Annotated in this window: 26 protein-coding genes and 1 pseudogene; 13 read left to right on the top strand and 14 right to left on the bottom strand. The window is 71.6% G+C overall.

Going from position 1 to position 24,721, the window contains the following annotated elements; translation table 11 throughout:
* The first annotated feature begins 147 nt into the window (after positions 1–147).
* Positions 148–354 (top strand): hypothetical protein, encoded by a 207-nt coding sequence (locus AB5J56_RS10335; RefSeq protein ID WP_369232243.1) that lies wholly within the window; start codon positions 148–150, stop codon positions 352–354.
* Between the two features lie 32 nt (positions 355–386).
* Here AB5J56_RS10335 and AB5J56_RS10340 read toward each other — a convergent pair whose 3' ends face one another.
* The 3 genes and pseudogenes from AB5J56_RS10340 to AB5J56_RS10350 all read right to left on the bottom strand — a co-directional run bounded on the left by AB5J56_RS10340 (position 387) and on the right by AB5J56_RS10350 (position 2,048).
* On the bottom strand, positions 387–779 hold the full coding sequence (locus AB5J56_RS10340) for a ribonuclease domain-containing protein (protein ID WP_369232245.1): 393 nt from the start codon (positions 777–779) through the stop codon (positions 387–389).
* Between the two features lie 126 nt (positions 780–905).
* Positions 906–1,163, bottom strand: a pseudogene (locus tag AB5J56_RS10345) (dihydrofolate reductase family protein); the annotation flags it as partial.
* A gap of 66 nt (positions 1,164–1,229) precedes the next feature.
* Positions 1,230–2,048 (bottom strand): AIM24 family protein, encoded by an 819-nt coding sequence (locus tag AB5J56_RS10350; protein WP_369232246.1) that lies wholly within the window; start codon positions 2,046–2,048, stop codon positions 1,230–1,232.
* A 223-nt stretch (positions 2,049–2,271) separates the two neighbouring features.
* On the opposite strand from AB5J56_RS10350, the gene AB5J56_RS10355 reads away from it, so the two are divergent.
* Positions 2,272–3,003 (top strand): SDR family oxidoreductase, encoded by a 732-nt coding sequence (locus AB5J56_RS10355; RefSeq protein WP_369232248.1) that lies wholly within the window; start codon positions 2,272–2,274, stop codon positions 3,001–3,003.
* A gap of 128 nt (positions 3,004–3,131) precedes the next feature.
* On the opposite strand, the gene alc is transcribed toward AB5J56_RS10355, so the two are convergent.
* Positions 3,132–4,241, bottom strand: coding sequence for an allantoicase (alc, locus tag AB5J56_RS10360; RefSeq protein WP_369232252.1), 1,110 nt, complete (start codon positions 4,239–4,241; stop codon positions 3,132–3,134).
* A gap of 55 nt (positions 4,242–4,296) precedes the next feature.
* The gene (gene allB, locus AB5J56_RS10365; protein WP_369232254.1) at positions 4,297–5,664 is read right to left on the bottom strand and encodes an allantoinase AllB; all 1,368 of its coding nucleotides are present in this window, start codon (positions 5,662–5,664) and stop codon (positions 4,297–4,299) included.
* Positions 5,665–5,920: 256 nt separating this feature from the next.
* On the opposite strand from allB, the gene AB5J56_RS10370 reads away from it, so the two are divergent.
* Positions 5,921–6,724 (top strand): IclR family transcriptional regulator, encoded by an 804-nt coding sequence (locus tag AB5J56_RS10370; RefSeq protein WP_369232256.1) that lies wholly within the window; start codon positions 5,921–5,923, stop codon positions 6,722–6,724.
* Positions 6,725–6,731: 7 nt separating this feature from the next.
* On the opposite strand, the gene AB5J56_RS10375 is transcribed toward AB5J56_RS10370, so the two are convergent.
* Positions 6,732–7,451: an ABC transporter ATP-binding protein gene (locus AB5J56_RS10375; RefSeq protein WP_369232258.1), complete on the bottom strand. Its 720-nt coding sequence runs from the start codon at positions 7,449–7,451 to the stop codon at positions 6,732–6,734.
* Positions 7,448–8,485, bottom strand: a complete 1,038-nt coding sequence (locus AB5J56_RS10380) for an ABC transporter permease (RefSeq protein ID WP_369232260.1) — start codon at positions 8,483–8,485, stop codon at positions 7,448–7,450. The genes AB5J56_RS10375 and AB5J56_RS10380 overlap by 4 nt, the downstream gene beginning before the upstream one ends.
* A 134-nt stretch (positions 8,486–8,619) precedes the next feature.
* Between AB5J56_RS10380 and AB5J56_RS10385 the strand changes: the two genes are divergently transcribed.
* Positions 8,620–9,840 (top strand): sensor histidine kinase, encoded by a 1,221-nt coding sequence (locus AB5J56_RS10385; protein WP_369232262.1) that lies wholly within the window; start codon positions 8,620–8,622, stop codon positions 9,838–9,840.
* Entirely contained in the window at positions 9,837–10,469 is a 633-nt protein-coding gene (locus tag AB5J56_RS10390; RefSeq protein ID WP_369232263.1) for a response regulator, read from the top strand. The genes AB5J56_RS10385 and AB5J56_RS10390 overlap by 4 nt, the downstream gene beginning before the upstream one ends.
* A 34-nt stretch (positions 10,470–10,503) precedes the next feature.
* Here AB5J56_RS10390 and AB5J56_RS10395 read toward each other — a convergent pair whose 3' ends face one another.
* Positions 10,504–10,818: a DUF5955 family protein gene (locus tag AB5J56_RS10395; RefSeq protein ID WP_369232265.1), complete on the bottom strand. Its 315-nt coding sequence runs from the start codon at positions 10,816–10,818 to the stop codon at positions 10,504–10,506.
* Between the two features lie 192 nt (positions 10,819–11,010).
* On the opposite strand from AB5J56_RS10395, the gene AB5J56_RS10400 reads away from it, so the two are divergent.
* Complete coding sequence (locus AB5J56_RS10400; RefSeq protein ID WP_369232267.1) at positions 11,011–11,610, top strand: NTP transferase domain-containing protein; 600 nt, start codon at positions 11,011–11,013, stop codon at positions 11,608–11,610.
* A 198-nt stretch (positions 11,611–11,808) separates the two neighbouring features.
* Positions 11,809–13,443 (top strand): malate synthase A, encoded by a 1,635-nt coding sequence (aceB, locus tag AB5J56_RS10405; RefSeq protein WP_369232269.1) that lies wholly within the window; start codon positions 11,809–11,811, stop codon positions 13,441–13,443.
* 43 nt (positions 13,444–13,486) lie between these two features.
* Here the strand turns inward: aceB and AB5J56_RS10410 are convergent, their stop codons facing one another.
* The 3 genes from AB5J56_RS10410 to AB5J56_RS10420 are packed head-to-tail and all read right to left on the bottom strand — an operon-like array spanning position 13,487 to position 16,208.
* Positions 13,487–13,756, bottom strand: a complete 270-nt coding sequence (locus AB5J56_RS10410) for a SelT/SelW/SelH family protein (RefSeq protein ID WP_369232271.1) — start codon at positions 13,754–13,756, stop codon at positions 13,487–13,489.
* The gene (locus AB5J56_RS10415; RefSeq protein ID WP_369232273.1) at positions 13,753–14,667 is read right to left on the bottom strand and encodes a HipA family kinase; all 915 of its coding nucleotides are present in this window, start codon (positions 14,665–14,667) and stop codon (positions 13,753–13,755) included. The genes AB5J56_RS10410 and AB5J56_RS10415 overlap by 4 nt, the downstream gene beginning before the upstream one ends.
* Before the next feature lie 41 nt (positions 14,668–14,708).
* Positions 14,709–16,208, bottom strand: a complete 1,500-nt coding sequence (locus AB5J56_RS10420) for an IucA/IucC family siderophore biosynthesis protein (RefSeq protein ID WP_369232275.1) — start codon at positions 16,206–16,208, stop codon at positions 14,709–14,711.
* Between the two features lie 118 nt (positions 16,209–16,326).
* Between AB5J56_RS10420 and AB5J56_RS10425 the strand changes: the two genes are divergently transcribed.
* From AB5J56_RS10425 to AB5J56_RS10435, 3 genes are all read left to right on the top strand, one after another.
* Entirely contained in the window at positions 16,327–17,859 is a 1,533-nt protein-coding gene (locus AB5J56_RS10425; RefSeq protein ID WP_369232277.1) for an IucA/IucC family protein, read from the top strand.
* A 65-nt stretch (positions 17,860–17,924) separates the two neighbouring features.
* Positions 17,925–19,199 (top strand): VWA domain-containing protein, encoded by a 1,275-nt coding sequence (locus AB5J56_RS10430; RefSeq protein ID WP_369232279.1) that lies wholly within the window; start codon positions 17,925–17,927, stop codon positions 19,197–19,199.
* Entirely contained in the window at positions 19,199–20,011 is an 813-nt protein-coding gene (locus tag AB5J56_RS10435) for a hypothetical protein (protein ID WP_369232281.1), read from the top strand. Before AB5J56_RS10430 ends, AB5J56_RS10435 begins: the two co-directional genes overlap by 1 nt.
* Before the next feature lie 79 nt (positions 20,012–20,090).
* On the opposite strand, the gene AB5J56_RS10440 is transcribed toward AB5J56_RS10435, so the two are convergent.
* Together AB5J56_RS10440 and AB5J56_RS10445 are read right to left on the bottom strand one after the other, a co-directional pair.
* A complete protein-coding gene (locus AB5J56_RS10440) occupies positions 20,091–20,477 on the bottom strand; it encodes a hypothetical protein (protein ID WP_369232283.1) in 387 nt (128 codons plus the stop codon).
* A gap of 125 nt (positions 20,478–20,602) precedes the next feature.
* Complete coding sequence (locus AB5J56_RS10445) at positions 20,603–21,235, bottom strand: winged helix-turn-helix transcriptional regulator (protein ID WP_369232284.1); 633 nt, start codon at positions 21,233–21,235, stop codon at positions 20,603–20,605.
* An 84-nt stretch (positions 21,236–21,319) separates the two neighbouring features.
* Between AB5J56_RS10445 and AB5J56_RS10450 the strand changes: the two genes are divergently transcribed.
* The 3 genes from AB5J56_RS10450 (at position 21,320) to AB5J56_RS10460 (ending at position 23,782) form a co-directional block, all read left to right on the top strand.
* Positions 21,320–22,528, top strand: a complete 1,209-nt coding sequence (locus AB5J56_RS10450; protein WP_369232286.1) for a pyridoxal phosphate-dependent aminotransferase — start codon at positions 21,320–21,322, stop codon at positions 22,526–22,528.
* Between the two features lie 97 nt (positions 22,529–22,625).
* Positions 22,626–23,261: a hypothetical protein gene (locus AB5J56_RS10455; RefSeq protein WP_369232288.1), complete on the top strand. Its 636-nt coding sequence runs from the start codon at positions 22,626–22,628 to the stop codon at positions 23,259–23,261.
* Positions 23,262–23,359: 98 nt separating this feature from the next.
* Positions 23,360–23,782, top strand: coding sequence for an acyl-CoA thioesterase (locus AB5J56_RS10460; protein ID WP_369232290.1), 423 nt, complete (start codon positions 23,360–23,362; stop codon positions 23,780–23,782).
* A gap of 28 nt (positions 23,783–23,810) precedes the next feature.
* Here the strand turns inward: AB5J56_RS10460 and AB5J56_RS10465 are convergent, their stop codons facing one another.
* Positions 23,811–24,665: an NAD(P)H-binding protein gene (locus AB5J56_RS10465; protein WP_369232292.1), complete on the bottom strand. Its 855-nt coding sequence runs from the start codon at positions 24,663–24,665 to the stop codon at positions 23,811–23,813.
* Positions 24,666–24,721: the final 56 nt, after the last annotated feature.

Consider the following 24,721-nt stretch of genomic DNA (forward strand, 5'->3'; position numbering starts at 1 on the left):
CACCTCCCCGCGCCGGGTATCGCCGACGGAAGTCGCGCCGCTTCAGACTTTCGTCGCGCCTCCGTCATCGCACGCGGCGACTTCGGTCGGGCATGCCTCGCCCCGCGGCCGATGAGAGTGGGGGGTCCGCGGGGCGAGGGTCTTCGTATGAAGCGGTTTCTGGAGGTTCTCGGTTGTGCCGCCCTGGTGCAGGGCGCGATCGGACTGGTGCACGAGCTCACCGGCAGGCTGCGCGGGTGGGGTGTCGTGCAGCGGTTCGACTTCCTTGACGGCTACGAGGTCTACGCGAGCGTCGCACTGCTCGTACTGTCGTTCGCGCTGTTCGCGGCCGCCGAGAGCCGGAAGCCCGGCTGAACGCGGACCGGACTTCCGGCGTCACCGCCGGATCAGCAGTCGAAGTCGACCAGGTCGAACGTCGCGTAGTGATCCGAGGTGTAGTAGTCCTCCTGGGTCTTCTTACCGGTGACGATGCGCTTGGCGCCGCGCGTCGAGGAGCCCGGCGTGATCACCGTGTACTCGTGGTAGTAGCCGGTGGACTGGGAGGGCAGGACACCCTCCCGGTTCTGGAAGACGACGCCGTCCTGCGAGTACGGGAACGGCCCGCCCGACGCGATCAGGTCGAGCGTGTCGTACGCCTGCGACGGCAGGGCGCTGTAGCAGATGCTGCCGACCGAGGTGGCGGCCGCGTTGGCGGGGACCGCGACGGTGCCACCGATGACCAGGGCGGACGTGAGGGCGACGAGGGCGCCGATACGAGTGGTGCGTGGGGGGAATCTCATGGACCTAGCATGACGCGCGTAGACCCTGGCATGTCAACGTCAAGGCTGTTGATTTTTCCCGTCAAGTCCGATGAGTTTTCCGGGAGTTAACGTGACGCCCAGGTCCCTCACGAACACATGCGCGGCGTGCCGGAACGCGGTCGGGACGGCGCCCTCCGCGAAGAAGCGGCGTCCGGCACCGAGCACGACCGGGAACGTCAGCAGATGCAGGGTGTCGACGAGGTCGAGAGCCAGCAACGACTGAACGAGAGCTCCGCTTGCGTGCACCTGGAGCTCGCCGTCGGTGCGCTCCTTGAGCGCGGTGACCTCCTTGTCGAGGTCGCCGCTGATCACTGTGGTGCTGGACCAGTCCGGCGAGGTCAGCGTCGAGGAGGCGACGTACTGGGATGGGGTCTGGTGTCATCACCTCAGACCCCATCGGCGCCCGCAACTCATCGCGCCGCCGGAGGATCACCCCGCGTGGGTCGAGAACAGTCCCCCGGTCGGGCCCTGCTTGTCGCCGCCCTGGGCCTTCCTCAGGGCGTTGGCGAGGCTCTCGATGGTGAGGGACTGAAGGATCACCCGTCCGTTGCCCTCCAGGGTGGCCAGGGACAGTCCCTCGCCACCGAAGACGGCGTTCATGAGCCCCTGCCGGTTGAGGCCGCCGACGCGCTGGACGCCGTACTGGATGCCCTCCTCGAAGGCGACGACACAGCCCGTGTCGACCTCGATGCGACCGCCGAAGTCGGCCGGGTTGAGGTCGATGAAGTTGCCCGCGCCGGCGATGATCACCGTGCCCCGACCAGTGAACTTCTCCAGCACGAAGCCCTCGCCGCCGCTGCGCCCCGTCCGGCCGCCCTGGAAGGCGATCCCGAAGTCCACGCTCGACTCGGCGGCCACGAAGGCGTCCTTCTCGGCGAACCACGCGCGCGTGCCGTCGAGCTCCAGGGCGCGCATCTCGCCGGGCAGCACCCCGGCGAAGCCGACGGTGCCCTCGCCGCCCGTCGAGGTGAAGTACTGGAACGCCAGCGACTCGCCCGCGAGGGCGCGCTGGCCGACCTGCATGGCCGTGCCCATGGCCTGGCGCAGCATGCCGCCCATGCCGCCGGCGCCGCCGCCCTGGGGCTGTCCGCCCCCGCTTCCGGCGGGACCGGAGAGGCGCGTCTCCATGGTCACGTTCGTGGTCTTGAAGAGGAATTTCCCCGCCTCGCAGTACACGGTCTGCCCCGGCTGCAGGCTGACGACCGCCATCTGCATGGCGTTGCCGACGATTTCTTGCTGAAGAGTCACGACGGGAGAACGGAGAAAGTGGAGGGAAAGGTTCCGGCCACGCGTTCCCGTCGTCCGTTTGGCGCCCTATCCCGTCGCCCGCCCGCCGGCAGATCCCGACGTCCGCCCGTCGGCAGATCGCGTCGCCCGCCTGTCGGCCGATCTCGGCGTCCGTTTGCCGCCAGCGTCCGGGGTCCGTGGCCGGTGGGATGGGGTCATGACTTCAACGACTTCGCAGGAAACCATGAATGGCAAGGTTGTACTCGTGACCGGCGGCAGCCGGGGTATCGGTGCCGCGACGGCGCTCCGGCTCGCCAGGGAGGGCGCGGATGTGGCGCTCACCTACGTACAGGGCAAGGAGGCCGCGGAGGAGGTCGTACGGGGCATCGAGGCGCTCGGGCGGCGGGGGCTCGCCCTGCGTGCGGACTCCTCGGACGCGGCGGAGGCCGCCGAGTCGGTCGGCAGGGTGGTGGAGGCCTTCGGGCGCCTCGACGTGCTGGTCAACAACGTGGGCGTCGGCGTTCTCGGCCCCCTGGAATCGCTCTCCCTCGCCGACGTCGACCGGGTGCTCTCGGTGAACGTGCGCGGGGTCTTCCTGGCCTCGCAGGCCGCTGCCGCCCGGCTGGAGCGGGGTGGGCGGATCGTCACGATCGGTACGTGTATGACGCAGCGGGTGCCCGGGGCCGGCGGCACGCTGTACGCGACCAGCAAGTCCGCCCTGGTCGGGCTGACCAAGGCGCTTGCTCGTGAGCTGGGCGAGCGGGGGATCGCCGCGAACATCGTCCATCCGGGGCCTGTCGACACCGACATGAATCCGGCCGATGGGCCGGGTGCGGCCGGGCAGGCGGCGATGACCTCCGTGGGGCGGTTCGGTACGGCCGAGGAGGTTGCTTCGATGGTCGCCTATCTGGCGGGGGCCGAAGCGTCGTACGTCACCGGGGCCGAGTTCTCCGTGGACGGAGGGTACGCGGCGTAGGGGGTACGGGGGGGGCGGCCCTACGGGGTTTTCGCCCCCTCCGCCCCTACCCGTCCCGTACCCGGGGGCTGCCGCCCCCAGACCCCCGCTATCGGCCTGAACGGCCTCGTCCTCAAACGCCGGACGGGCTAAAGCTCCTGATGGCGCGCCGTCAGGCGGGTCACGCCCTCGTCCGTCAGGGAGCCGTACAGCCGCAGGCGGGAGATTCCGCCGTCCGGGAAGATGTCCACGCGCGCGTGGGTGCCTGTCGCCGCGGTGGCGAGAACGAAGCGGTGGTTGGTGTCGGGCTGGAGGCGGGTGCGGGGGAGGATCTCCGTCCACTCGCCGTTCTCGCCGTCCTTGACGGACACCGAAGCCCAGCCCGCCGAGTTGCCCTTCAGGTACGCCGTGTCGATCTCCAGGGCGCGGATCTCCGACTGGGCGGTCAGCTGGTAGCTGATCCAGTCGTTGCCGTTGTCGCGGCGGCGGCGGGTCTCCCAGCCGTCGTCCATCTTGCGGGAGCGGCCCGGCTGGATGGTGTTGGTGGCGGGCGAGTAGAAGAGGTTCGAGGCGCCCTCGACCTGGCCGCCGTTCTCCAGGGCCACGACGTCGAACGTGCCCAGCGTGGTGAGCCACTTCGGGTCCGGTACGACCTCGCCGTACACGCGCAGGCGGGCGATGCCGCCGTCGGGGTGCTGGTTGACGCGCAGGTGCGTGAAGCGCTGCTCGACGGAGACGGCGAAGCCGTTCGCGGCGTGGCCGCCGACCGGCGTGCGCGGGACGAGGGGCGTCCACTTGACGTCGCCGGAGAGGAGCTCCTCCGGAGTCGGCGCGCCCGCTACGGATGCCCCCTCGACCGATACCGCCTGCGGGTAGTTGCCGCGGAAGTGGGCCGTGTCCACGACGATGCCGCGGACGACACCGGGGGCCCCGAGCCGTACGAGTGCCCAGTCGTGGTCCTCGGCCGTCGGCCACGGGTGCTCGGCCGAGACACCGCGGCGGCGGCGCGTCTCCCAGCCGTCCATGATCTTGCCCTTGTGGCCGAAGTGCTCCGGGTCGAACTCGGCGCGCTCGGGCACGAGGAGGTTCTCGCGCTCGGCGAAGAACTCGTCGTTGGCGGCGACGACGCCGGCGCCGAGCTGTCGGTCGGCGAGGTTGGCGTACTGGGTGAAGGGGAAGTCGGCGGTGCGGTAGTCCGCGTACGGGTCACCGCCTCCGTAGGGGTTCGCGTCGCCGGTGAAACGAGGTGTCGCCGTCACGATGATCGATCTGCCTTTCGAAGGTCGGCCGCTGCGGGTGCGGGCGGAGTAGGGACTACGAGTGACGGGTCAGAAGCTGCCCGGTCGGCTCGGTGAACTCGCCGTCGGCCACGATGCGTTGCCCGCGCAGCCAGGTGGACTTGACGACGCCGCTGAGCGTCTTGCCCGCGTACGCGGTGACCCGGTTGCGGTGCTGGAGCTCGGCCGGGTCCACGGTGAAGGTCTCGTCGGGTGCGAGCACGGCGAAGTCGGCGTCGCGGCCCGCCTCGATGGCGCCCTTGCGGTCGTCGAGGCCGGCCAGTCGAGCGGTGCTCGTGGACATCCAGCGGACCACGTCCTCCAGGCCGTACCCGCGGGTGCGGGCCTCGGTCCAGATGGCGGCCAGGCTCAGCTGGAGGCCGGAGATGCCGCCCCACGCGGTCGCGAAGTCGTCGGTCTTCAGGTCGGCCGTGGAGGGCGAGTGGTCGGTGACGACACAGTCGATGGTGCCGTCGGCGAGCGCCTGCCAGAGCAGGTCCTGGTTGGCGGCCTCGCGGATGGGCGGGCAGCACTTGAACTCGCTGGCACCGTCCGGGACTTCCTCCGCGGTGAGCGTGAGGTAGTGCGGACAGGTCTCCACGGTGATGCGGACACCTTCGGCCTTCGCCGCGGCGATCAGCGGCAGCGCGTCGCTCGACGACAGGTGCAGCACGTGCACGCGCGCGTTGAGGCGCCTGGCCTGGGCGATGAGGTTCTCGATCGCGGTGTCCTCGGCGTCGCGCGGCCGCGAGGCGAGGAAGTCCGCGTACTTCTGGCCCCCCTTCTGCGGGGCGGCGGCCAGGTGGTGCGGGTCCTCGGCGTGCACGATGAGGAGCCCGCCGAAGCCGGCGATCTCGGCCAGGGACTGGGCGAGCTGCTCCTGGTCGAGCTCCGGGAACTCGTCCACGCCCGACGGCGACAGGAACGCCTTGAAGCCGAAGACACCCGCGTCGTGCAGAGGCCGCAGGTCCTTGACGTTGTCGGGCAGCGCGCCGCCCCAGAAGCCGACGTCGATGTGCGCCTTGGAGGCGGCGACGTCCTTCTTCGTACGGAGGTTGTCGACCGTCGTGGTCGGCGGGAGGGAGTTGAGCGGCATGTCGATCAGGGTGGTGATGCCACCGGCGGCCGCGGCGCGCGTGGCGGTCCAGAAGCCCTCCCACTCGGTGCGCCCGGGGTCGTTGACGTGCACGTGGGTGTCGACGAGGCCGGGCAGCAGGACGTCGTCCCCGAAGTCCTCCAGCCGGGCCCCTTCCGGTACCTCGGCGTCGTACGCGAGTACGGCCGTGATCTTCCCCGCGGCGACCGCGACCGAAGCCGCGCGCGTCCCCTCGGGAGTGATGACGCGCGTCGAGCGCAGCACCAGTTCGACCCATCCGTCTTCGGACACCCGGACCCCTCTCTCCATGCCGCCGTTCACTTCCGCGTAACGGATTTACCTCCGCGTAACGGAATTCAACGTTCTGTTGAAGGAGTCTTCACTCCCGCCCCCACGCCGTCAAGGGCCCACCTCTCCACTCTGCCCCGGATGCGTCCACTCTGGACGTTTCCACAAAGTGGAAATATAATTCCGTCACGCAGAACGTAGCTACACACAACCGGGCAGTCAACCAACCGCCGGGTAGGCTGCATCACTGCCTCTCAGCATTGAAAGGACCGCCGCCGTGCCGTCGTCCAGCGCCAGCACCACCGACGCCGCCAAATCCTCCGCTCCCAGTGGTGGCGTCCAGTCCCTCGAGCGCGCCTTCGACCTGCTGGAGCGCATGGCGGACGCCGGGGGCGAAGTCGGCCTGAGCGAGCTCTCCGCGAGCAGCGGGCTGCCGCTGCCCACCATCCACCGTCTGATGCGCACGCTGGTGGCCTGCGGCTATGTCCGCCAGCAGCCCAACCGGCGGTACGCGCTCGGCCCCCGTCTCATCCGCCTCGGCGAGTCCTCGGCCAGGCTTCTGGGCACCTGGGCCCGCCCGTATCTGGCGCGCCTCGTCGAGGAGACCGGCGAGACGGCGAACATGGCGCTGCTCGACGGCGACGAGATCGTCTACGTGGCGCAGGTGCCGTCCAAGCACTCGATGCGCATGTTCACCGAGGTCGGCCGGCGGGTGCTGCCGCACTCCACGGGCGTGGGCAAGGCGCTGCTCGCGCACACCCCGGCGAACGAGGTGCGCGCGCTGCTGGCCCGTACCGGTATGCCCGCCGCCACGGACAAGACGATCACCACCGCGGACGGCTTCCTCACCGCCCTCGAAGAGGTGCGCCGGCTCGGCTACGCGATCGACGACAACGAGCAGGAGATCGGCGTCCGCTGCCTGGCGGTGTCCGTGCCCGACTCCCCCACCGCGGCCGCCATCTCGATCTCCGGCCCCGCGGGCCGGGTCACCGAGGCGGCCACCGAGCGGATCGTGCCCGTGCTCCAGCAGGTCGCCGTGGAGCTGTCGCAGGCACTGGCGAACCCGGGCCCTGCCGCCTAGGACGCCCTCATCGACGTATCGCCGAACCCGCTGTAGAGCTCGCCGTCGAACTCACCGGCGTGCAGGCGGTCTTGAGCCGCCCGTCCGTCATCTCCAGCACCTCGTCCGCCTCGTCGAGGTGGGCGCGGTCGTGCGTCACGAGGACGGTCGCCGTGGCGCGCTCGCGGGTGAGCCGGGCCAGCAGGTCGAGCACGGCCGCGCCGCGCTCGTGGTCGAGCGCGCTCGTCGGCTCGTCCACCAGGAGGACGGACGGCTCGTTGACCAGGGCGCGGGCGATGTTGACCCGCTGGCGCTGACCGCCCGACAGCTGGTGCGGACGCCGGTGGGCCAGCTCGGCCAGCCCGACCGCGTCCAGCAACTCCCGCGCACGGTCCGCCACTTGGCGCCGCCCGTCCAGGTGGCCCATCACCAGGAGCTGTTCCAGCGCCGTCAGTGACGGCAGCAGGTTGGGCTGCTGGAAGACGATGCCGATCTCGCGGCGGCGCAGCAGGGCCCGCTCGGCGGGGCTCAGTTCCGCCGTCTCCGTACCGCTGACCAGCACGCGTCCGTGGTCCGGCGTCACCAGGGTCGCGGCCACCGCGAGCAGGCTGGACTTGCCGGAGCCGGAGGGGCCGACGACCGCGGTCATGGTGCCCGCGGGCACCTCGACGCCGACTGCGTCGAGGGCGGTCAGCCGCCCGTCGCCGTCCGGGTAGGTGAGGGTGATGCGGTCCAGTACGAGGGTCATCGGGCGCTCCCCAGTGCGGTCAGCGGGTCGACGGCGGTGATGCGGCGGACGGACAGGCCCGCGCCGAGTGCTCCGAGGGCGATCATCACGCCGGCGGGGCCGAGGACGGTCGGCGCGTCGAGCACGAAGGGCACGTCGCCGCCCCGGACCAGCCCGCCGATCGCGGCGGCGAGGCCGACCCCGAGGGCGGTGCCCGCCGCGAGCATCAGCACGGCCTGCCCGAGTGCGTCCCGCAGCAGATACGGCGTCGACGCGCCCAGCGCCTTCAGTACGGCGATGTCGCCGGACCGCTGGATGGTCCACACCGTGAAGAACGCCCCTATGACGAGCGCCGAAATGACGAACAGAAATGCGCGCATGAGCTGGAGCGAGCCGTTCTCTGCCTGGTAGGAGCCGATGGCGGTGAGCGCGTCGTCCTTGGTGAGGGTCCGGGTGCCGGCGGCGCGGTCGGCCGCCGCGAGGTCGGCGCCGTCGGCGCGCAGCGCGATCACCGTGGCGGGACCGGACAGCTCGGTCCACACCACCGGCGTATGGCTGTACGAGGCCTCACCGGCGACCGCGGTGACGGTCCGCTCGGTGCCGCCGAGCCGCACCCGGTCCCCGACGGTGACGTCCAGCGCGGCGGCGGCCTTCTTGGACAGCACGATCTCCTCCGGCCCGACACCGTGCGGGGCGATCCCCGCGTCCGGGCGGACGGCGAAGGACGACACCGCGGCCGTACGGTCCCCGGCGGCGGCGTTGAGTGTGCGGATGCCGATCGGCTCCGCGGAGGTGACGCCCGGCCGGTCGGCCCAGGTCCGCCAGGCGCGCTCCGGAACGGTCGAGCCGGTGAAGGACACGGACTGACCGGCGGGCGGCCGGGCGAAGGCGAGGTGGTCGGCGGGCAGGCCGGTGACCGCCGAGGTGTTCTCCTCGGCGAGCCCGGCGGTCAGGCCGGACAGCAGCCCCACGAGCAGGGTGATCAGCACGACCACGGCGCCCATCAGGGCGAACCGCCCCTTGGCCAACCTGAGGTCTCTCCATGCGACGAACATGCCCCCACCCTGGGGCCCGGGCCCCGGCCGGGGCATCGCGCCACGGCACGGTTCACCCGCATCGAAGGAGGGACGCCTCTTTCAAACTTTCGGTTGACCGGGGCCCGCCGCGGCCCGCTTACGCTGGAACGACCATGGAAATCCGCGAGCACTCCACCGTCGTCGTCGCCCTGCGCCTGTGCCTGTACGCACTGCTCGCGGGGCTGCTGGTGCTGGCGGCGGTGCGCGCCGGGGACAGCGCGCACCCGGTGGCGGTGGTCGCCGCCGTGCTCGTGATGGGCGCGGTGTCCGCAGTCGGTGCCGCGAGCCCGCGGGTCAACCGCTCCCGGCGTACGGCAGCGATGTGGCTGGCGGCGGTGAGCGCGGCCTGGCTGGTGCTGCTCGTGCTGTCCCCGGACGGCCTGTGGGCGGCGTTCCCGCTCTACTTCCTGCAACTGCACCTGTTGCCCGTGCGCTGGAGCCTGCCCGCGGTCGCGCTGACCGCGGGGGCCGCCATCGCGAGCTTCCTGGTGCACAGCGGGCACATCACTCCGGGCGCGTTCATCGGCCCGCTGCTCGGAGCGGCGGTCGCGGTCGCCACGGTGCTCGGGTACGAGGCGCTGTACCGGGAGAGCGAGCGGCGCCGCGAGCTCATCGAGGAGCTGATCGCCACCCGCGCCGAGCTCGCCGACGCCGAGCGCACCGCGGGCACCCTCGCCGAGCGCGAGCGGCTGGCCCACGAGATCCACGACACCCTCGCCCAGGGTCTGTCCAGCATCCAGCTCCTGCTGCGCGCCGCCCAGCGCCTGATCCCCGCCGACTCCCCGGCGTCCCCGCACATCGAGCAGGCCCGCGCCGCCGCGCAGGACAACCTCGCCGAGGCCCGCCGCTTCGTCCGCGCCCTCACCCCGCCGGACCTGGCGCGCGGCTCGCTCGCCGGAGCGCTGGAGCGGCTGTGCCTGTCGGGCGCCGTCGACGCGCCGAAGGTCCGCTTCTCGGTGAGCGGCACCCCGGCCGAGCTGCCCACGCCGTACGAGGTGGCGCTGCTGCGGATCGCCCAGTCGGCGCTGGGCAACACGCTGCGGCACGCGCGCGCCGGCCGCGCCGAGATCACGCTCAGCTTCATGGACACGGCGGTCGCCCTGGACGTGGTGGACGACGGCGCGGGCTTCGACCCGGGTTCCGTACGCGGCGGACGCGACAGCGGCTTCGGTCTCCCCGCGATGCGCTCGCGCGCGCAGTCGCTGGGCGGGACGTTCGCCGTCGAGTCGGCGCCCGGCCAGGGCACGGCGGTGGCCGTCACGCTGCCGCTGCCTGCTCCGGACGAACGGGTTCCGCGGCCGCGTGTGCCCCGTGCCGCCGGGAGCCACGCATGAGCATTCGTCTCCTCCTGGCCGACGACCATCCCGTGGTGCGTGCGGGTCTGCGTGCCGTGCTGTCGGCGGAGCCGGACTTCGAGATCGTCGCGGAGGTGCCGACGGCGGAGGACGCGGTGGAGCGGGCGGGGGCGGGCGATGTGGACGTCGTCCTCATGGACCTGCAGTTCGGGCCCGGCATGCACGGTGCGGAGGCGACCGCGGCCATCACGGCGCGCGCCGGCGCTCCCCGCGTGCTGGTGCTCACCACGTACGACACCGACGCGGACATCCTCGCCGCGGTGGAGGCGGGCGCGGCGGGCTACCTCCTCAAGGACGCCCCGCCCGAGGAGCTGTCGGCCGCGGTCCGCACGGCGGCCTCCGGCCGGTCGGCCCTCGCCCCGGCCGTGGCCAACCGCCTCATGGACCGTATGCGCACCCCCGCGGCGGCTCTCAGCCGCCGCGAACTGGAAGTCCTGGAACTGGTCAAGGACGGCCTCTCCAACCTGCAGATCAGCAAGCGGCTGTTCCTGAGCCAGGCGACCGTGAAGTCCCATCTGGTGCACATCTACGGCAAGTTGGGAGTGGACTCGCGCACGGCGGCGGTCGCGGCGGGCACGGAGCGGGGCCTTCTACGGCGCCGGAGCTAAGGGCCCTCGGGCCATGCCGTACCCCCAACTCACCTCAGTGGCGCGGCGGTTCCCCGAACAGGTCCACCGCACTGCGTACGTCCGAGAGGCCTCTCGCCAGGGCGCTGACCGAACCGATCGCGCCCGCGATCAGCAGCAGGGAGCGGCGCAGGCGCGGGATCTCGGGGATGCCGCTGATCGCCATGGCGGCGAGCGCGGCGAGTTCGTCCTCGGCGATGCAGCGGTCCGGGAACTCGGCGGGGTGCGCGGCGAGTTCACGGCGCAGCCGGGACACGGCGGACCGCAGTTCCGCCACCCTCGGGTCCTCGTCGCTGCCGGTCACTGGCCTCTGCCCCAAGCTCCGCAACACAGCTCTCCCCCTCGCACGTCTTTGTGCGCAAGTTCTTCGTGCATCCGCCCGACTCCCCGTGGCGTTGGTCAGGCGCCGGGGGACGCGGGCCAGTAAACGCCACCCGATGCGCCGGGCGCCACTCCGGGGACCGAAATTCAGTCCCCGGACACCGGGCGGGCACGCCCCCGCCCGGTCGGGTATGCAGGACACATGACGGACAACAGGGACCAGGTCGCCGGATTGCTGCTGGCAGCCGGTGGGGGGCGGCGCCTCGGGGGTCGCCCCAAGGCGCTCCTGGAGCATCGGGGGCGACCCCTGGTCGAGTACGCGGCTCAAGTGCTGCGCGAGGGCGGCTGTAGCCGGATTCATGTGGTCCTCGGCGCCCGGGCCGAGGCCGTACGGGAGCGGGCCGAGCTGCCCGGCTGCGTCCTCGTGGACAACCCGGAGTGGGAGGAGGGCATGGGCTCCTCGCTGCGGGCGGGGCTCGATTCACTGGCCCGTACGGGCGCACGGGCCGCGCTGGTGTCGCTCGTCGACCAGCCCGGCATCGGCACCGAGGCGGTGGCGCGCGTGCTCGCCGCGTACTCCTCGCCGGCGTCGCTCGTCTCGGCGTCGTACGACGGGGAGCGCGGCCACCCGGTCCTCTTCGGCGCCGACCACTGGCCGGGGATCGCGGCGACCGCCACGGGCGACCGGGGAGCGCGCGCGTATCTGAAGGCCCACCGGGACACGATCAGGCTCGTCGAGTGCGGTGATGTGGCACAGCCGTACGACATCGACACGGAGGGCGATCTCGTCCACCTTGAATGAACCTTGAGTGAAGCAGGTGGCACTCAGCGCCACCTTCTGTCGACCCTGAGAATCTCGACATCAACAAATCATTGAACTTCCACCATGAGGAAACTAGTATCCACTGCTCAGAAGCGCCCGTCCGCTCCCCGGGCGTTCCTCGCCATACCCGGGTCGATTGGCACCCGGTGCCACGCTCGCTGAAGGAAGTGACTGCTCATGTCCGCACCAGCGCCGTCCCCGCTGGCCATCGTCGACGCCGAGCCCCTGCCCCGGCAGGAAGAGGTCCTCACGGACGCGGCCCTCGCCTTCGTGGCCGAGCTGCACCGGCTGTTCACGCCCCGGCGTGACGAGCTCCTCGCCCGCCGAGCGGAGCGCCGCGCCGAGATCGCCCGCACCTCCTCGCTCGACTTCCTCCCGGAGACCGCCGCCATCCGCGCGGACGACTCCTGGAGGGTGGCCCCCGCTCCGGCCGCGCTGAACGACCGCCGCGTCGAGATCACCGGTCCCACCGACCGCAAGATGACCATCAACGCCCTGAACTCCGGCGCGAAGGTCTGGCTCGCGGACTTCGAGGACGCCTCCGCGCCGACCTGGGAGAACGTGATCCTCGGTCAGGTCAACCTGGCCGACGCGTACACCCGCAACATCGACTTCACCGACCCGGCGAGCGGCAAGTCGTACGCCCTGCGCCCGAACGACGAACTCGCGACGGTCGTCATGCGCCCGCGCGGCTGGCACCTGAACGAGCGCCACCTCGTCGCCGCCGACGGCACCCAGGTCCCCGGCGCGCTCGTCGACTTCGGCCTCTACTTCTTCCACAACGCGCAGCGGCTGCTCGACCTCGGCAAGGGCCCGTACTTCTACCTCCCGAAGACGGAGTCGCACCTGGAGGCCCGCCTCTGGAACGACGTCTTCGTCTTCGCACAGGACTACGTCGGCATCCCGCAGGGCACCGTCCGCGCGACCGTCCTGATCGAGACGATCACGGCGGCGTACGAGATGGAGGAGATCCTCTACGAACTCCGCGACCACGCCGCCGGGTTGAACGCGGGCCGCTGGGACTACCTCTTCTCGATCGTCAAGAACTTCCGTGACGGCGGCGCCAAGTTCGTGCTGCCGGACCGCAACGCGGTGACGATGACGGCCCCGTTCATGCGGGCGTACACCGAACTCCTCGTCCGCACCTGCCACAAGCGCGGCGCCCACGCGATCGGCGGCATGGCCGCGTTCATCCCCTCGCGCCGGGACGAAGAGGTCAACAAGGTCGCCTTCGAGAAGGTCAAGGCCGACAAGGACCGTGAGGCGGGCGACGGCTTCGACGGGTCCTGGGTGGCCCACCCGGACCTCGTACCGATCGCCATGGCCTCCTTCGACGCCGTGCTCGGCGAGAAGCCGAACCAGAAGGACCGGCTGCGCGAGGACGTCGACGTCAAGGCGGGCGACCTGATCGCCATCGACTCGCTGCACGCCAAGCCCACCTACGACGGTCTCGTCAACGCCGTCCAGGTCGGCATCCGCTACATCGAGGCGTGGCTGCGCGGCCTCGGCGCGGTCGCCATCTTCAACCTCATGGAGGACGCGGCCACCGCCGAGATCTCCAGGTCGCAGATCTGGCAGTGGATCAACGCGGGCGTCGAGTTCGAGCACGCGGGGCACACGGTGCAGGCCACGCCCGAGCTGGCGCGCGAGGTCGCCGCCAAGGAACTCGCCGCCATCCGTGCCGAGATCGGCGAGGAGGCCTTCGCGGCGGGCAACTGGCAGCAGGCCCACGACCTGCTCCTGACGGTCTCGCTCGACGAGGACTACGCGGACTTCCTCACGCTGCCGGCGTACGAGCAGCTGCGCGGCTAGAAAGCCGGCGGCCGGGGCAGCTGGAAAGCCGGCGGCCGGAACGTCACTTGTCCGAGTGGCCCAGGGACCTTCCCGGGGCCACTCGGTCGCGTACGGCCTGCTTCACCGCCGTCGGCTCCGGGAACCCCTGTTCGCGGCGGTCCCACACGACCTCGTCGTCGACGCGGACGACGAAGACGCCGCCCGTGCCGGGCTTCAGGGCCAGTTCGGTCAGTTCGGTCTCGAAGGTCGTCAGCAGCTCCTGCGCCAGCCAGGCCGCGCGGGGCAGCCAGCGGCACTGCGTGCAGTACTCGATCTCGACACGGCCACTCATCCGAGGTGCACCGACCAATCCTGTTCCGCCGCCGGTTTGCCGTGCAGGTCGGGGACCCGCTTGAGCCAGTTCGGACGGCCCCGCTGTGTCCTCGCCGCGCGCTGGGCCTCCTCGGCGGCGCGTTCCTCCCGGGTGGGGAAGTCGGTGGGCAGCCAGGCCGCGGACGCCTTGACACGGGCCGCGAGATAGCCGACGTACGCCTTGCGGACGTCGTCCGGGGTTGCGAAACCGGGCTCGTCGGCGAGCCAGGCGTCGGGCACCTCCGCCGTGATCTCGCGCAGCAGTTCCTCCGTCACGCGGGGCGCGAGTTCCGCGTCGGCCGCCCGCGTGTCCGGGGTGTGGCCGCCGAGGGCGTGGTGCCGGAAGTCGTACGCCTTGTCCGGCACGGACGCGTCCCACCGGTGGTGGAAGACGAGGGCGGCGCCGTGGTCGATGAGCCACAGCCGCGGCGGTGCGATGCCGAACGTCGGCCAGATCATCAGGTTCGAGCTGTGCACCGTGCGGTCGACGTTGACGGTGAGCGCGTCGAGCCAGATGATCTTGCCCGCCTCCAGCGGGTCGACCGTGCACCGCTCGGCGACCTCCGGGGTGAAGTCCTTCGCGCCCGGCAGATAGTCCATGCCGAGGTTGAGCCCCGCGCTGGCGTGCAGCAGGTCCTGGACCTCCTGGTGCGGTTCGTCGGCGGCGACCGCCGGGTCGAAGTGCACGAGCACCAGTTCGGGGAAGCGCAGGCCGAGGGCGCGGGCCAGCTCACCGACGATCACCTCGGCGACCAGCGCCTTGCGGCCCTGGGCAGAACCGGTGAACTTCACGACGTACGTCCCCAGGTCGTCGGCCTCGACGACTCCGGGCACGGAGCCGCCCGCCGTCAGCGGGGTCACGTATCGAACAGCAGTCACGTCGCGGAGCACACCGGCCACTGTAAATCAGCCGCTCACCGCGGTGTCGGGCATTAATGACCGGCGAGGGGGTTGGGAAGCGGCAGATAGCGGGCGTCCGCGCCGTCCGCGCCCGTCCAGCGCAGCAGCAGGTTCGTCTTGCCGGGGAGGGTCGGCGAGGCGAGGAGGCCGGCGATCTCGGGGAGGCCGTGCTCGGTGTCGTAGCGGATCAGCTCCCGGCGTACGGCGGCCCACAGGTCCTGCTCGGGGTGGCGCTCGGCGAGCAGGGCGGCCAGTTCGGCCAGGTGGTTGACGACCAGGCAGTACACGAGCCGTTCCCAGCCGGCCGCGCGCGTGACCCCGGGCAGCAGCTTCACGCCCTCGGCGTCCCGGAACAGCGCCTGGACGGGCATGCCGTCGGCGTCGACGGCCACCAGAGTGTTCTGCAGGTGCGCCTCCAGGACGACGCCGTGGCGGGCGAACGCGTGCAGGGCCGGGGGCACGACCTGGCGCAGATACGCCGCCCACCAGGCCGCCGGGTCGCCAAGCCGGTCGAGCGGGCTGCCCTCGAAGCCCTCCACCAGGGCGGCGGACAGCAGCGGGGTCGCGCCGGGCAGGACGTGGTCGCCCAGGCCGTCGCGGACGAGGACGGCGAGCTCCTCGAAGGCGAAGTCGGCCGTGCGGTAGCCGCGGTCGCTCAGCCAGGCAGCGGGTCCGGGCAGGGCGGCGAAGGCCCGGGTGACCGCCTCGTCCGTGCGGCGCAGCTTCAGCAGGTCGTGACGCCACAGCCGGCGGATGTCGTTGGTGATGCGCACATCGAGGCTGAACTTCACGAACAGGTCGTCGCCGGGGACGTACAGCGTGCGGATGGCCGCCGTCGGCCGGACGGGGCGGGCGGTGCGGCCGAGGCGGACGAGCCGGCCGTCGGCGAGGGCGGCACGGATCTCCGGGCGGCCGGCCACGAGATCGAGCTGCCAGGGATGGGCGGGGAGCAGTCGGTAGCCGGGCGGGGCCGCGCCTTCACCGAGCGCGTCGAGCGCGCTCGTGTCGCCCTCCTCGACGACCGCGTCCTCGCGCACGCCGAGCAGTTCCAGCGGGAAGCGGGCGTACGCCTCGGGCGCGTACGGCAGCCAGCCCGCGACCGGGCCGCCGCCACGGGCCTTGGGCGCCGGATGGAACGGATGCCCGGTGATCAGGGACTGCTCGGACAGCAGGTACGGATCGGCGGGCGGCGTCGCCCGGGCGCGCGCGGCGAGCAGCGCGGCCACCGCCTGCCGGCTGTCGATCATCTCGGCGGGCAGCTCGGAGTTGGACAGGCCGGTGAGGCGGCGCAGTTCCTCGGCGGTGAGTTTGACCAGCTCGGCGTGGTCGAGCCGGTGCCAGGCGCCGGCCGCGTGGAGTTCGGGCTGCGCGGGCCGGCGCGTCCCGCGGACCCGGAGCAGCCGTCCGCCGGCCCGCAGCCGGTGCACTCCCGGTTCGTCCGTGGGCTCCGCGGCCTCCCGCAACAGGCAGTTGAGGAGGGGAGCTGCCGCGTAGGCGTCCGCGGCGGTCTCGACGTCGTCCACGCGATCCATTCGTCCCCAACAGTCCATACGGTTCGTTCCATACGGTGCACTGGTGATCAGTATGTCTGTCGTCGTGGGCCGCCGCGACGCGGTCCCCGCAGCATCCCCGTGGCAGAGGAGTCCGACCGTGCACCGTTCCCCCACGCCCGACGCGGAGGCCGCGCTCGCGGCCGAGCTGAGCGTCGTCCGGCCCGAGCTGTCGGCACCGTTCGCGGCCGGACTTCCCGGTGCCCGGGCAGCCGTGCTGTCGCGTCTTTGGCGTGCGCTGGCCCATGAGCCGATGCCCTGGATCGCCCGCCGCGAACCCGGGCGCGACGGCCTGACGCTGCATCTGGCCGACGGGCGCCGGTTGTCGGGCCCGCACGCGGACCCGTACGCGACGGCCGCGTACGTCACCGAGGTGCGGCTCGACGGTACGGCGTACGACCGTCCGGCCCGGCTCATGACGGCGCTCGCCGTTCCGAACGGGCCCGACTTCGCCGCCGAACTCGACCACAGCACCGCCTCGTTGGCGCTCTCCCGGGCCGGGCAGCCGGGTGCGCAACCCGAACCGGTGACGAGCCGGGAGTGGGAGCAACGGGTGGTCGACGGGCATCCGTACCACCCCAACTGCCGTTCCCGGCCCGGCTTCTCGGTGGCCGAGCAGATCGCGTACGGTCCGGAGCATCGGCCGGTGGTGGGGCTGGGGCTCGCGTCCATGCCGTCCGAGGAGTGCCTGGTCGCGGGCGACTGGCCGAAGTGGCTGCGCGACGGGGACCGGGTGCTGATCCCGGTGCACCCCTGGCAGGCGGAGCATGTGCTCGGCGCCGGTGGCGTACTCGGTCCGGCGGATCAAGAGGGCGTCCCCGCCCACCCGTTGATGTCCCTGCGTACGCTCGCGCTCCCCGACGGCCCGCATGTGAAGACGGCCCTGAGCGCCCGACTGACCTCATCCGTGCGGGACATCTCGGTGCAGTCGGTCGCGAGCTCGGGAACCGTCTCGGCGTTCGCGGAGAGCATGGCCGCGCGGACGGACGGACTGCTGCACGTGACGCGCACCCTGGGGGCGGTCACCGCCAACACCCCTGACCTGGCGGCCGTGTTGCGCGAGCCGCCGGAGGCGTACGTTTCGTCGGAGGCGGGCGAGCGCGTCGTACCGGTGGCCGCCCTCCCGGCGACGGGTCTGCCGCGATCCCCGTCCTGGATGGCCGAGTTCACCCGGCTGGCCCTCACGGTCGGGCTGCGGCTGCTGGATCTGGGCGTGGCCCTGGAGGCGCACGGGCAGAACCTGCTCGTCGTGCTCTCGTCCACGGACGCGCCGCTACGGCTCGTCTACCGCGACCTCGCCGACATCCGTGTCAGCCCGGCCCGGCTGGGGCGGCACGGCATCGGGGTCCCGGAGCTGTCCGGACGCATCGTCACGGACGACGAAGTCACCCTGCGCCGCAAGCTCTTCGGTTCCCTGGTCGCCGGTGCGCTGGCGGCGACGGCGGGCTCGGCGCCCACGCTGCGCGAGGCCCTCGCCACCGCCGTACGGGATCTGCCGCGCACCGAGGACCTCGCGGCTCTCCTCGACGAGCCGCTACCCACCAAGGCACTGACGCTCATGCGGCTGTCCCCGCGGACACCCGGCGACCGGTGGACGCACCTCCCGAACCCCCTCAACTCCCCCGCGCCCTGAAGCCGGAATCCCCTCATCTCGCCCTCGTTTTGAAGCCGGAGCCCTTTGCTCCATAGGATCCGGCGATGATCACAAGACAACGGCTGGCGGCAGGGGTCTGCGCCCTGCTCGCCGCCCTGACGGCCGGAATCGCCTTCCCGGCCGGAGCGGTCGCCGACGAAACGGCGGAGCAGGCCGCTCCCAAGGTCGAACTCGTGCTGGACGTCAGCGGTTCGATGCGGGCGCGGGACATCGACGGCGGCTCGCGGATGGCCGCGGCGAAGCAGGCGTTCAACGAGGTGCTGGACGCGACGCCCGAGGAGGTCCAGCTCGGCATACGCACGCTGGGCGCCAACTACCGCGGCAACGACCGCAAGACAGGCTGCAAGGACACCGAGCAGCTCTACCCGGTCGGGCCGCTGGACCGGACCGAGGCGAAGACGGCGGTCGCGACGCTCGCGCCGACCGGCTGGACACCGATCGGGCCCGCGCTGCTCAAGGCGGCCGACGACCTGAACGGCGGCGAGGGTTCGCGCCGCATCGTCCTGATCAGCGACGGCGAGGACACCTGCCAGCCGCTCGACCCGTGCGAGGTGGCCCGCGACATCGCCGCCAAGGGGATCGGTCTCACCATCGACACCCTGGGGCTCGTCCCCGACGCGAAGACCCGCGACCAGCTCAGCTGCATCGCGGACGCGACCGGCGGCACGTACACCTCCGTCCAGCACAAGGAAGAACTCACCGACCGCGTCGGGCAGTTGGTGGAGCGGGCGGCCGATCCGGTGGTGACACCGGTCGCCGTGGACGGTGCCGCGGCGTGCGCGAAGGCGCCCACCCTCAAGTCGGGGCTCTTCACCGACCGCGAGGAGTTCGGCCAGCAGCGCTGGTACCGCGTGGAGGTCCTGGCCGGTCAGGAGCTGCGCACCTCGGTGAGCGTCGCGGCGGACCGTGCCGTGAACCCCGACTACGGGGTGCTGCTGCGGGCGGTCACCGTGCACGGCCGCGAGATCGTGCGCGGCGAGGCCACGGGCAACGGCCGTACGGACGTGGTCTCGACGGGTCTGCGGTATCCGAAGCCCGAGCGGGACGACGACGACAGCGACAAGCCCGCGCCCGAGGTCGTGTGTCTCCAGGTCACCAACTCCTTCTCGGCGACCGCGGGTGTGAAGACCACGCCCGGCATGCCGCTGGAGCTGACCGTCGACGTCGTCGACGGGCCCGACCAGGCGGGCGACGTGGCCTCCTTCGGCCTCGGGCGCGGCTGGTGGCTGCTCGGCGCCCTGGTGCTCACCGGCTTCGTCGCCGGTCTGCTGTGGGGCTGGATCTCGCGCTGGCGTGTCGCGGTCTGGAGGACCAACTGATGCGTATCACCCGTGTGTTGAGCGCGGCGTTCCTGACGCTCGGACTCGCCGTGGCCCCCGCCGCGGCCGACTCCTCCCCCTCCGCGAGCCCCTCGGACGACAGCGGCGCCCCCACCGAGGCGGGCACCTCCTTCCGTACGGCGACCGAGATCGACCAGGGTCAGCAGGCCACCGCCAGCGGCTCCACGGGCGACTACCTGTACTGGTCGTTCCCGGCGGACGCCGGGCAGCGACCCACCGTGAAGGCGACGGTCAAGCTGCCCGACACGCACGCCGGCCAGACCTGGCAGATCGACGTGTACGACGGGCTGCGGCGCCGCCAGGCGTGCCAGTACGGGGCGCAGACGCGGACGGCGGCGCAGAGCACCGCCTCCGTGGACCTGGCCTGCACGATGCGCACGGTCCGCGCCTGGTCGGAGGCCTGGGCGAACGACCCGCTGCCGGGCACGTACTACATCCGGCTGACGGTCACCGGGCTCCAGTCGTCCGACCTGGGGCAGCCGGTCGACGCCTCGGTCCAGGTCGACTCCAAGGACATCGGCGGCGCTGCCGCGGTCGACGGCTCGCTCGCGAAGCCGCTGGTCCCGGGCATCGCGACGACGTCCGAGAAGTCGGACTCGGACGAGGGCTCCGACTCCGCGACGGCCGCACTGTCCTCGATCGAACCGGACGACGGCTGGGCCTCCGGCTGGTGGTCCGACCGCTGGGTGTGGACCGGGATCGGCGGCATCCTGGCCGCGCTCGCGGGCATCGGCGGCTACGCGCTGACACGCGGCTCGGGACGGCCCGCACGGGCGCCGTCGGGTATGTGACGCATCCATGAAGGCGGAGGCCCGCCGTGTCCCCCGTGACACGGCGGGCCTCTCCTTACAGGGCCGAAGGACAGGGCCGCTACCAGCAGGCCGGCAGCGTGTTGGTCTCGCTGGAGATCGCGGTGTCCTTCATCCAGCCGTACTCGCCGTTGTCGGCCTCGGTCCACACCCAGCGGTAGGGATGCGGGCCGCCCACGTACTCGTCGGGCAGGCCCCCGTCGTAACGGCACTGGAACCAGCTCGGGTTGGAGTACATGCGGCCGACGACCCGGCTGGAGTCCGGGTAGTCGCGGGCCTGGTCCTTGTAGCCGTAGACCGCGGCGCCGCTCACGTTGTTGCACCACCAGTGACTCCCGCTGTACCAGCAGCCGGACGCCGCCGAGGCCGGTGCGGCCGCGGTGGTTCCGAGGCCGACGGCGAGTGCGGCGGCGCTGAACAGGACGGCAAGGGACTTCTTTACGCGCATGCGATCGTGCTCCAGGGTGCCGTGCGGGGGCGGGGCGAAGAATCCGGAACGCGAGCCTGACGTCGACGCAGGGCGGATCGCAATGATTTCGAAGTCGCTCGAAGTGACCGAGCAAGCCTCGGTTCTCAGTTGTCGCGCAGCGCCTTGGCCAGCCGGCCCTCTCCCGACACCTCGATACGCCCGTCCTGTATTGCCTGACGCAGGGTCAGGGAGCCCTGATCCAGCGCTGTGCACGTCTCCGCGTCCAGTGCGAGGCGGGCATCCGGCTCCTCGACGGAGGAACCGTCCCCGTACACCGGCCCCTCCCCCTCCCCAATGCGGAGGTGGAACTCCCCCTCGTCCAAACGGACTTGCACGATCCCCTCGCCCTCGCCCGCCAGGCAGCGCAGCAGTGGCAGGGCGAACCAGTGGGCGCGGACCGCGTCGGTGGGCCGGCGCTCCGCCAGGGCGGGTGCACCCCAGGCACCGAGCGATTGCAGGACGGGCAGCAACTCCCGCCCCCGACCGGTGAGTTCGTAGACGTATGCGGCCGCGGGCGGCGGCAGCCGACGCCGGGTCGTCAGCCCGTCGCGCTCCATGTCCTTCAGCCGCGAGGCGAGTACGTCCGTGCTCACGCCCGGCAGGTCCGCGTGCAGATCGGTGTAGCGGCGCGGGCCGGCGAGCAGCTCCCGGACGATCAGCAGGGTCCACCGGTCCCCGACGAGGTCGAGCGCGCGGGCGGCGGAGCAGAACTGGTCGTAGCTTCGGCGAGGTGACATGTGACGCAGTCTAGACATGTCGTTGGACTTTCCAAGCACCTACTTGGTAAAACCAAGCAACACCACAACCGGAGGGCGCAGCGCATGGAGTTCCGGCAGTCGAGCAAGCTCAGCGAGGTCTGTTACGAGATCCGCGGCCCGGTCATCGAGCACGCCAACGCACTGGAGGAGGCGGGCCACAGCGTGCTGCGCCTCAACACCGGAAACCCCGCGCTCTTCGGCTTCGAGGCACCGGAGGAGATCCTCCAGGACATGATCCGCATGCTGCCGCAGGCGCACGGTTACACGGACTCGCGCGGCATCCTCTCCGCCCGCCGTGCGGTGGCCCAGCGCTACCAGAACCTGGGCCTGACGGTCGACGTCGACGACGTCTACCTCGGCAACGGCATCTCCGAGCTGATCTCGATGGCCGTCCAGGCGCTGCTGGAGGACGGCGACGAAATCCTCATCCCCGCCCCGGACTTCCCGCTGTGGACGGCCGCGACGACCCTCGCGGGCGGCAAGGCGGTCCACTACCTCTGCGACGAACAGGCCGACTGGTACCCCGACCTGGACGATATGGCGTCGAAGATCACCGACCGCACCAAGGCCGTCGTGATCATCAACCCGAACAACCCCACCGGCGCCGTCTACCCGAAGGAGATCATCGAGGGCATCCTCGCCCTCGCCCGCCGGCACGGCCTGATGGTCTTCGCCGACGAGATCTACGACCAGATCCTGTACGACGACGCCGTGCACCACTCGGCCGCCGCACTCGCCCCCGACCTGGTCGTCCTCACGTTCTGCGGCCTGTCGAAGACGTACCGGGTGGCGGGCTTCCGCTCGGGCTGGCTGGTGATCACCGGCCCGAAGCAGCATGCCAAGAACTACCTGGAAGGCCTGACCATGCTGGCCTCCATGCGGCTGTGCGCCAACGCTCCCGCGCAGTACGCCATCCAGGCCGCTCTCGGCGGCCGCCAGTCCATCCACGAGCTGACCGCCCCGGGCGGCCGGCTGCACGAGCAGCGCACCGTGGCCTGGGAGAAGCTCAACGAGATCCCCGGCGTGTCCTGCGTGAAGCCGAGGGGCTCGCTGTACGCGTTCCCGCGCCTCGACCCCAAGGTCCACAAGATCCACGACGACGAGAAGTTCGTCCTGGACCTGCTGCTGCGCGAGAAGATCCAGGTCGTCCAGGGCACCGGCTTCAACTGGCCGCGCCCCGACCACTTCCGCATCCTCACCCTCCCGCACGTGGACGACCTGGACGCGGCGATCAGCAGGATCGGGCGGTTCCTCGGGGGGTACCGGCAGTAGGGCCGAGGCCCGGTCGCCGCGAGCCGGAATGTCAGACCCTCCACGTAATCTCTGCAGAGTCGACGTCTCTGCAGGGTCCGACGGGGAGGAGCACGCCGTGACACGACCACCCACCGCCGCGCAGCGGCGTGTCCTCGACGCCGCCGACCCGGTGACCGGGCGGCTGAAGGGCACGGAGACCCAGCTCGCCGCGCTGGTGAAGCGCGGACTCGCCTTCCGGCATCCCCGGCCGCCGCACGACCACTTCCTGACCCCGGCCGGGCATCGCATACGGGAGAGCCCGGCGCAGCCGCCCGCACCCGAGCCGGTCCAGGAGACTCCGGCGGACTCGGGGGTGTTCGCGGCGCGCATCGGCGGCGAGGAGGGTCCGGTCGGCGGTCCTGCCCGCATGCGCGAGGTGCACAGCGCCTGGCAGGGGCTGATCGAGTTGCGCCGGATGACCAACACGAACGGCGCCACGGACCGTCCGTGCGGATGGGAGCGCACGCATCTGGTGCAGGCCGCCGCACTCGCCCTGGAGGCCGGCGACCACCGACCCGCGATGGGCACGGACCGGGCGGGTTACCGGGTGCGGGCGACCCCGCAGCCGGAGGCCGTCGCCGTGCGCGAGCCGGATCCCGGGGCGCTGCGTGCCTGCGCGGCCACGCTGGAGAAGGCGGGCTGGCAGGTGGGCGAGCACACGGAGCCGCGCACGGGGGTGCGGTATGTGCTCGCCTCACCCCGCCGCGCCTGAAAATGCGAAATGCTGTGCGACACGAGGAAGTTGATGACCGATGAGAGATGGGTAGCGATCGGCGACGATCGGTTCCGATCGATACGGAAGGGGAAACCGTGACAGAGCCGTTTTCCGTGCCAGTGACCGTCCGTGGGTACGAGACGGATGTTCTCGGACACCTCAACCAGAGCGTGTATCTGAACTACGCGGAGCACGCCCGCTGGTCGTTACTGCAGGCGGCCGGGATCGGCCAGAACGAGTTGATCGGCAAGGGCGTGGGGCCGGTCGCCCTGGAGACCACGATCCGCTACCTGCGGGAGCTGAGGGCGGGCGACGAGACCGTGGTCACCTGCGTCTTCTCCTGGGGCGAGGGCAAGACCTTCCGCATCGAGCAGCAGATACGCAAGCCCGACGGCACGGTGGCCGCCGAGATCACGGCGGTCAGCGGGCTCATGGACCTCAAGGAGCGGCGCCTCGTGCGGGACCCGCGCGAGTACTTCCGCGCGCTGGCCGCCGACGCGCGGCTGTTCGGCCTCTGACCGGCACGGGCCCCTCACCCACCGCTCGTCAGGCCGACGCGAACGCCTCCTTGTGATCGCGTGCCCACTCCGCATACGTACGCGGCTCGCGGCCCAGCACCTCGCGTGCGTCCCGCGTGACCACCGCGTTGCGGCCCGCGCGGACGTACGCCGTGCCCGCCAGGACGCCCTCGGCGTAGGTCTCGGGCATGCCGGCTTCGAGGAACTGCGCACGGAGGGCGTCCGGAGGGACGTCCACAGTGGTGACCGGGCGGCCGAGGACCTCGGAGAGGGTGGCGGCCTGGTCGGCTGTGGTGAGGAGTTCGGGTCCGGTGAGGGTATAGAGGCGGCCCGTGTGTCCCGGCGCGAGCAGCGTCTCGGCCGCGACCTCCGAGACGTCACGCGGGTCGATGACACCCTGAGTGCCGGTCCCGGTCATGTTCGGCACCGGGTCGCCGGAGTGGATGGCCGCCTCCCAGCTCAGAGTGTTGGAGGCGAACGACGAGGGGCGCAGGATGGTCCACTCCAATCCGCTTGCCTGGACGGCCTGTTCGCCACCGAGGTGCCAGTTGCTCACCGGGCCGAGGGCCGGGTCGCCGGTGCCGATGGCGGAGAGCTTCACGATCCGGCGTACGCCCGCCGCCCGCGCCGCCGCGACCAGTGCCGCGTCGGCGTCCGCGTCGCCGGGCCCCAGGACGCCCACCGCGAAGAGGGCGGACACCCCGGACATCGCGGCCGCCACGGACGCGGGCTCGTGGTAGTCGCCGCCCACCACCTCGACCCCGTCGGGCACCCGCGCATGGTCCGGGTCGCGGGTCAGCGCACGGGCCTTCTCGCCGCGCGCCGCGAGCTGTCGCAGAAGTTCACTGCCGATGGTGCCCGTGGCACCGGTCACTAGGATCATGTCCCTCACCGTGCCGAGCGAGGGGTGCCGGACTCTAGGAAATTCCGGCATGGTTC

Source organism: Streptomyces sp. R21 (genome assembly GCF_041051975.1).
Taxonomy (GTDB): domain Bacteria; phylum Actinomycetota; class Actinomycetes; order Streptomycetales; family Streptomycetaceae; genus Streptomyces.

Bases quoted from the DNA above. Each gene is read 5' to 3' on its own strand.
- AB5J56_RS10335 (WP_369232243.1), top strand. From the start codon at position 148: ATGAAGCGGTTTCTGGAGGTTCTCGGTTGTGCCGCCCTGGTGCAGGGC.
- AB5J56_RS10340 (WP_369232245.1), bottom strand. From the start codon at position 779: ATGAGATTCCCCCCACGCACCACTCGTATCGGCGCCCTCGTCGCCCTC.
- AB5J56_RS10355 (WP_369232248.1), top strand. From the start codon at position 2,272: ATGAATGGCAAGGTTGTACTCGTGACCGGCGGCAGCCGGGGTATCGGT.
- allB (WP_369232254.1), bottom strand. From the start codon at position 5,664: ATGGAGAGAGGGGTCCGGGTGTCCGAAGACGGATGGGTCGAACTGGTG.
- AB5J56_RS10375 (WP_369232258.1), bottom strand. From the start codon at position 7,451: ATGACCCTCGTACTGGACCGCATCACCCTCACCTACCCGGACGGCGAC.
- AB5J56_RS10380 (WP_369232260.1), bottom strand. From the start codon at position 8,485: ATGTTCGTCGCATGGAGAGACCTCAGGTTGGCCAAGGGGCGGTTCGCC.
- AB5J56_RS10385 (WP_369232262.1), top strand. From the start codon at position 8,620: ATGGAAATCCGCGAGCACTCCACCGTCGTCGTCGCCCTGCGCCTGTGC.
- AB5J56_RS10390 (WP_369232263.1), top strand. From the start codon at position 9,837: ATGAGCATTCGTCTCCTCCTGGCCGACGACCATCCCGTGGTGCGTGCG.
- AB5J56_RS10400 (WP_369232267.1), top strand. From the start codon at position 11,011: ATGACGGACAACAGGGACCAGGTCGCCGGATTGCTGCTGGCAGCCGGT.
- aceB (WP_369232269.1), top strand. From the start codon at position 11,809: ATGTCCGCACCAGCGCCGTCCCCGCTGGCCATCGTCGACGCCGAGCCC.
- AB5J56_RS10410 (WP_369232271.1), bottom strand. From the start codon at position 13,756: ATGAGTGGCCGTGTCGAGATCGAGTACTGCACGCAGTGCCGCTGGCTG.
- AB5J56_RS10420 (WP_369232275.1), bottom strand. From the start codon at position 16,208: ATGGATCGCGTGGACGACGTCGAGACCGCCGCGGACGCCTACGCGGCA.
- AB5J56_RS10430 (WP_369232279.1), top strand. From the start codon at position 17,925: ATGATCACAAGACAACGGCTGGCGGCAGGGGTCTGCGCCCTGCTCGCC.
- AB5J56_RS10435 (WP_369232281.1), top strand. From the start codon at position 19,199: ATGCGTATCACCCGTGTGTTGAGCGCGGCGTTCCTGACGCTCGGACTC.
- AB5J56_RS10440 (WP_369232283.1), bottom strand. From the start codon at position 20,477: ATGCGCGTAAAGAAGTCCCTTGCCGTCCTGTTCAGCGCCGCCGCACTC.
- AB5J56_RS10445 (WP_369232284.1), bottom strand. From the start codon at position 21,235: ATGTCACCTCGCCGAAGCTACGACCAGTTCTGCTCCGCCGCCCGCGCG.
- AB5J56_RS10450 (WP_369232286.1), top strand. From the start codon at position 21,320: ATGGAGTTCCGGCAGTCGAGCAAGCTCAGCGAGGTCTGTTACGAGATC.
- AB5J56_RS10465 (WP_369232292.1), bottom strand. From the start codon at position 24,665: ATGATCCTAGTGACCGGTGCCACGGGCACCATCGGCAGTGAACTTCTG.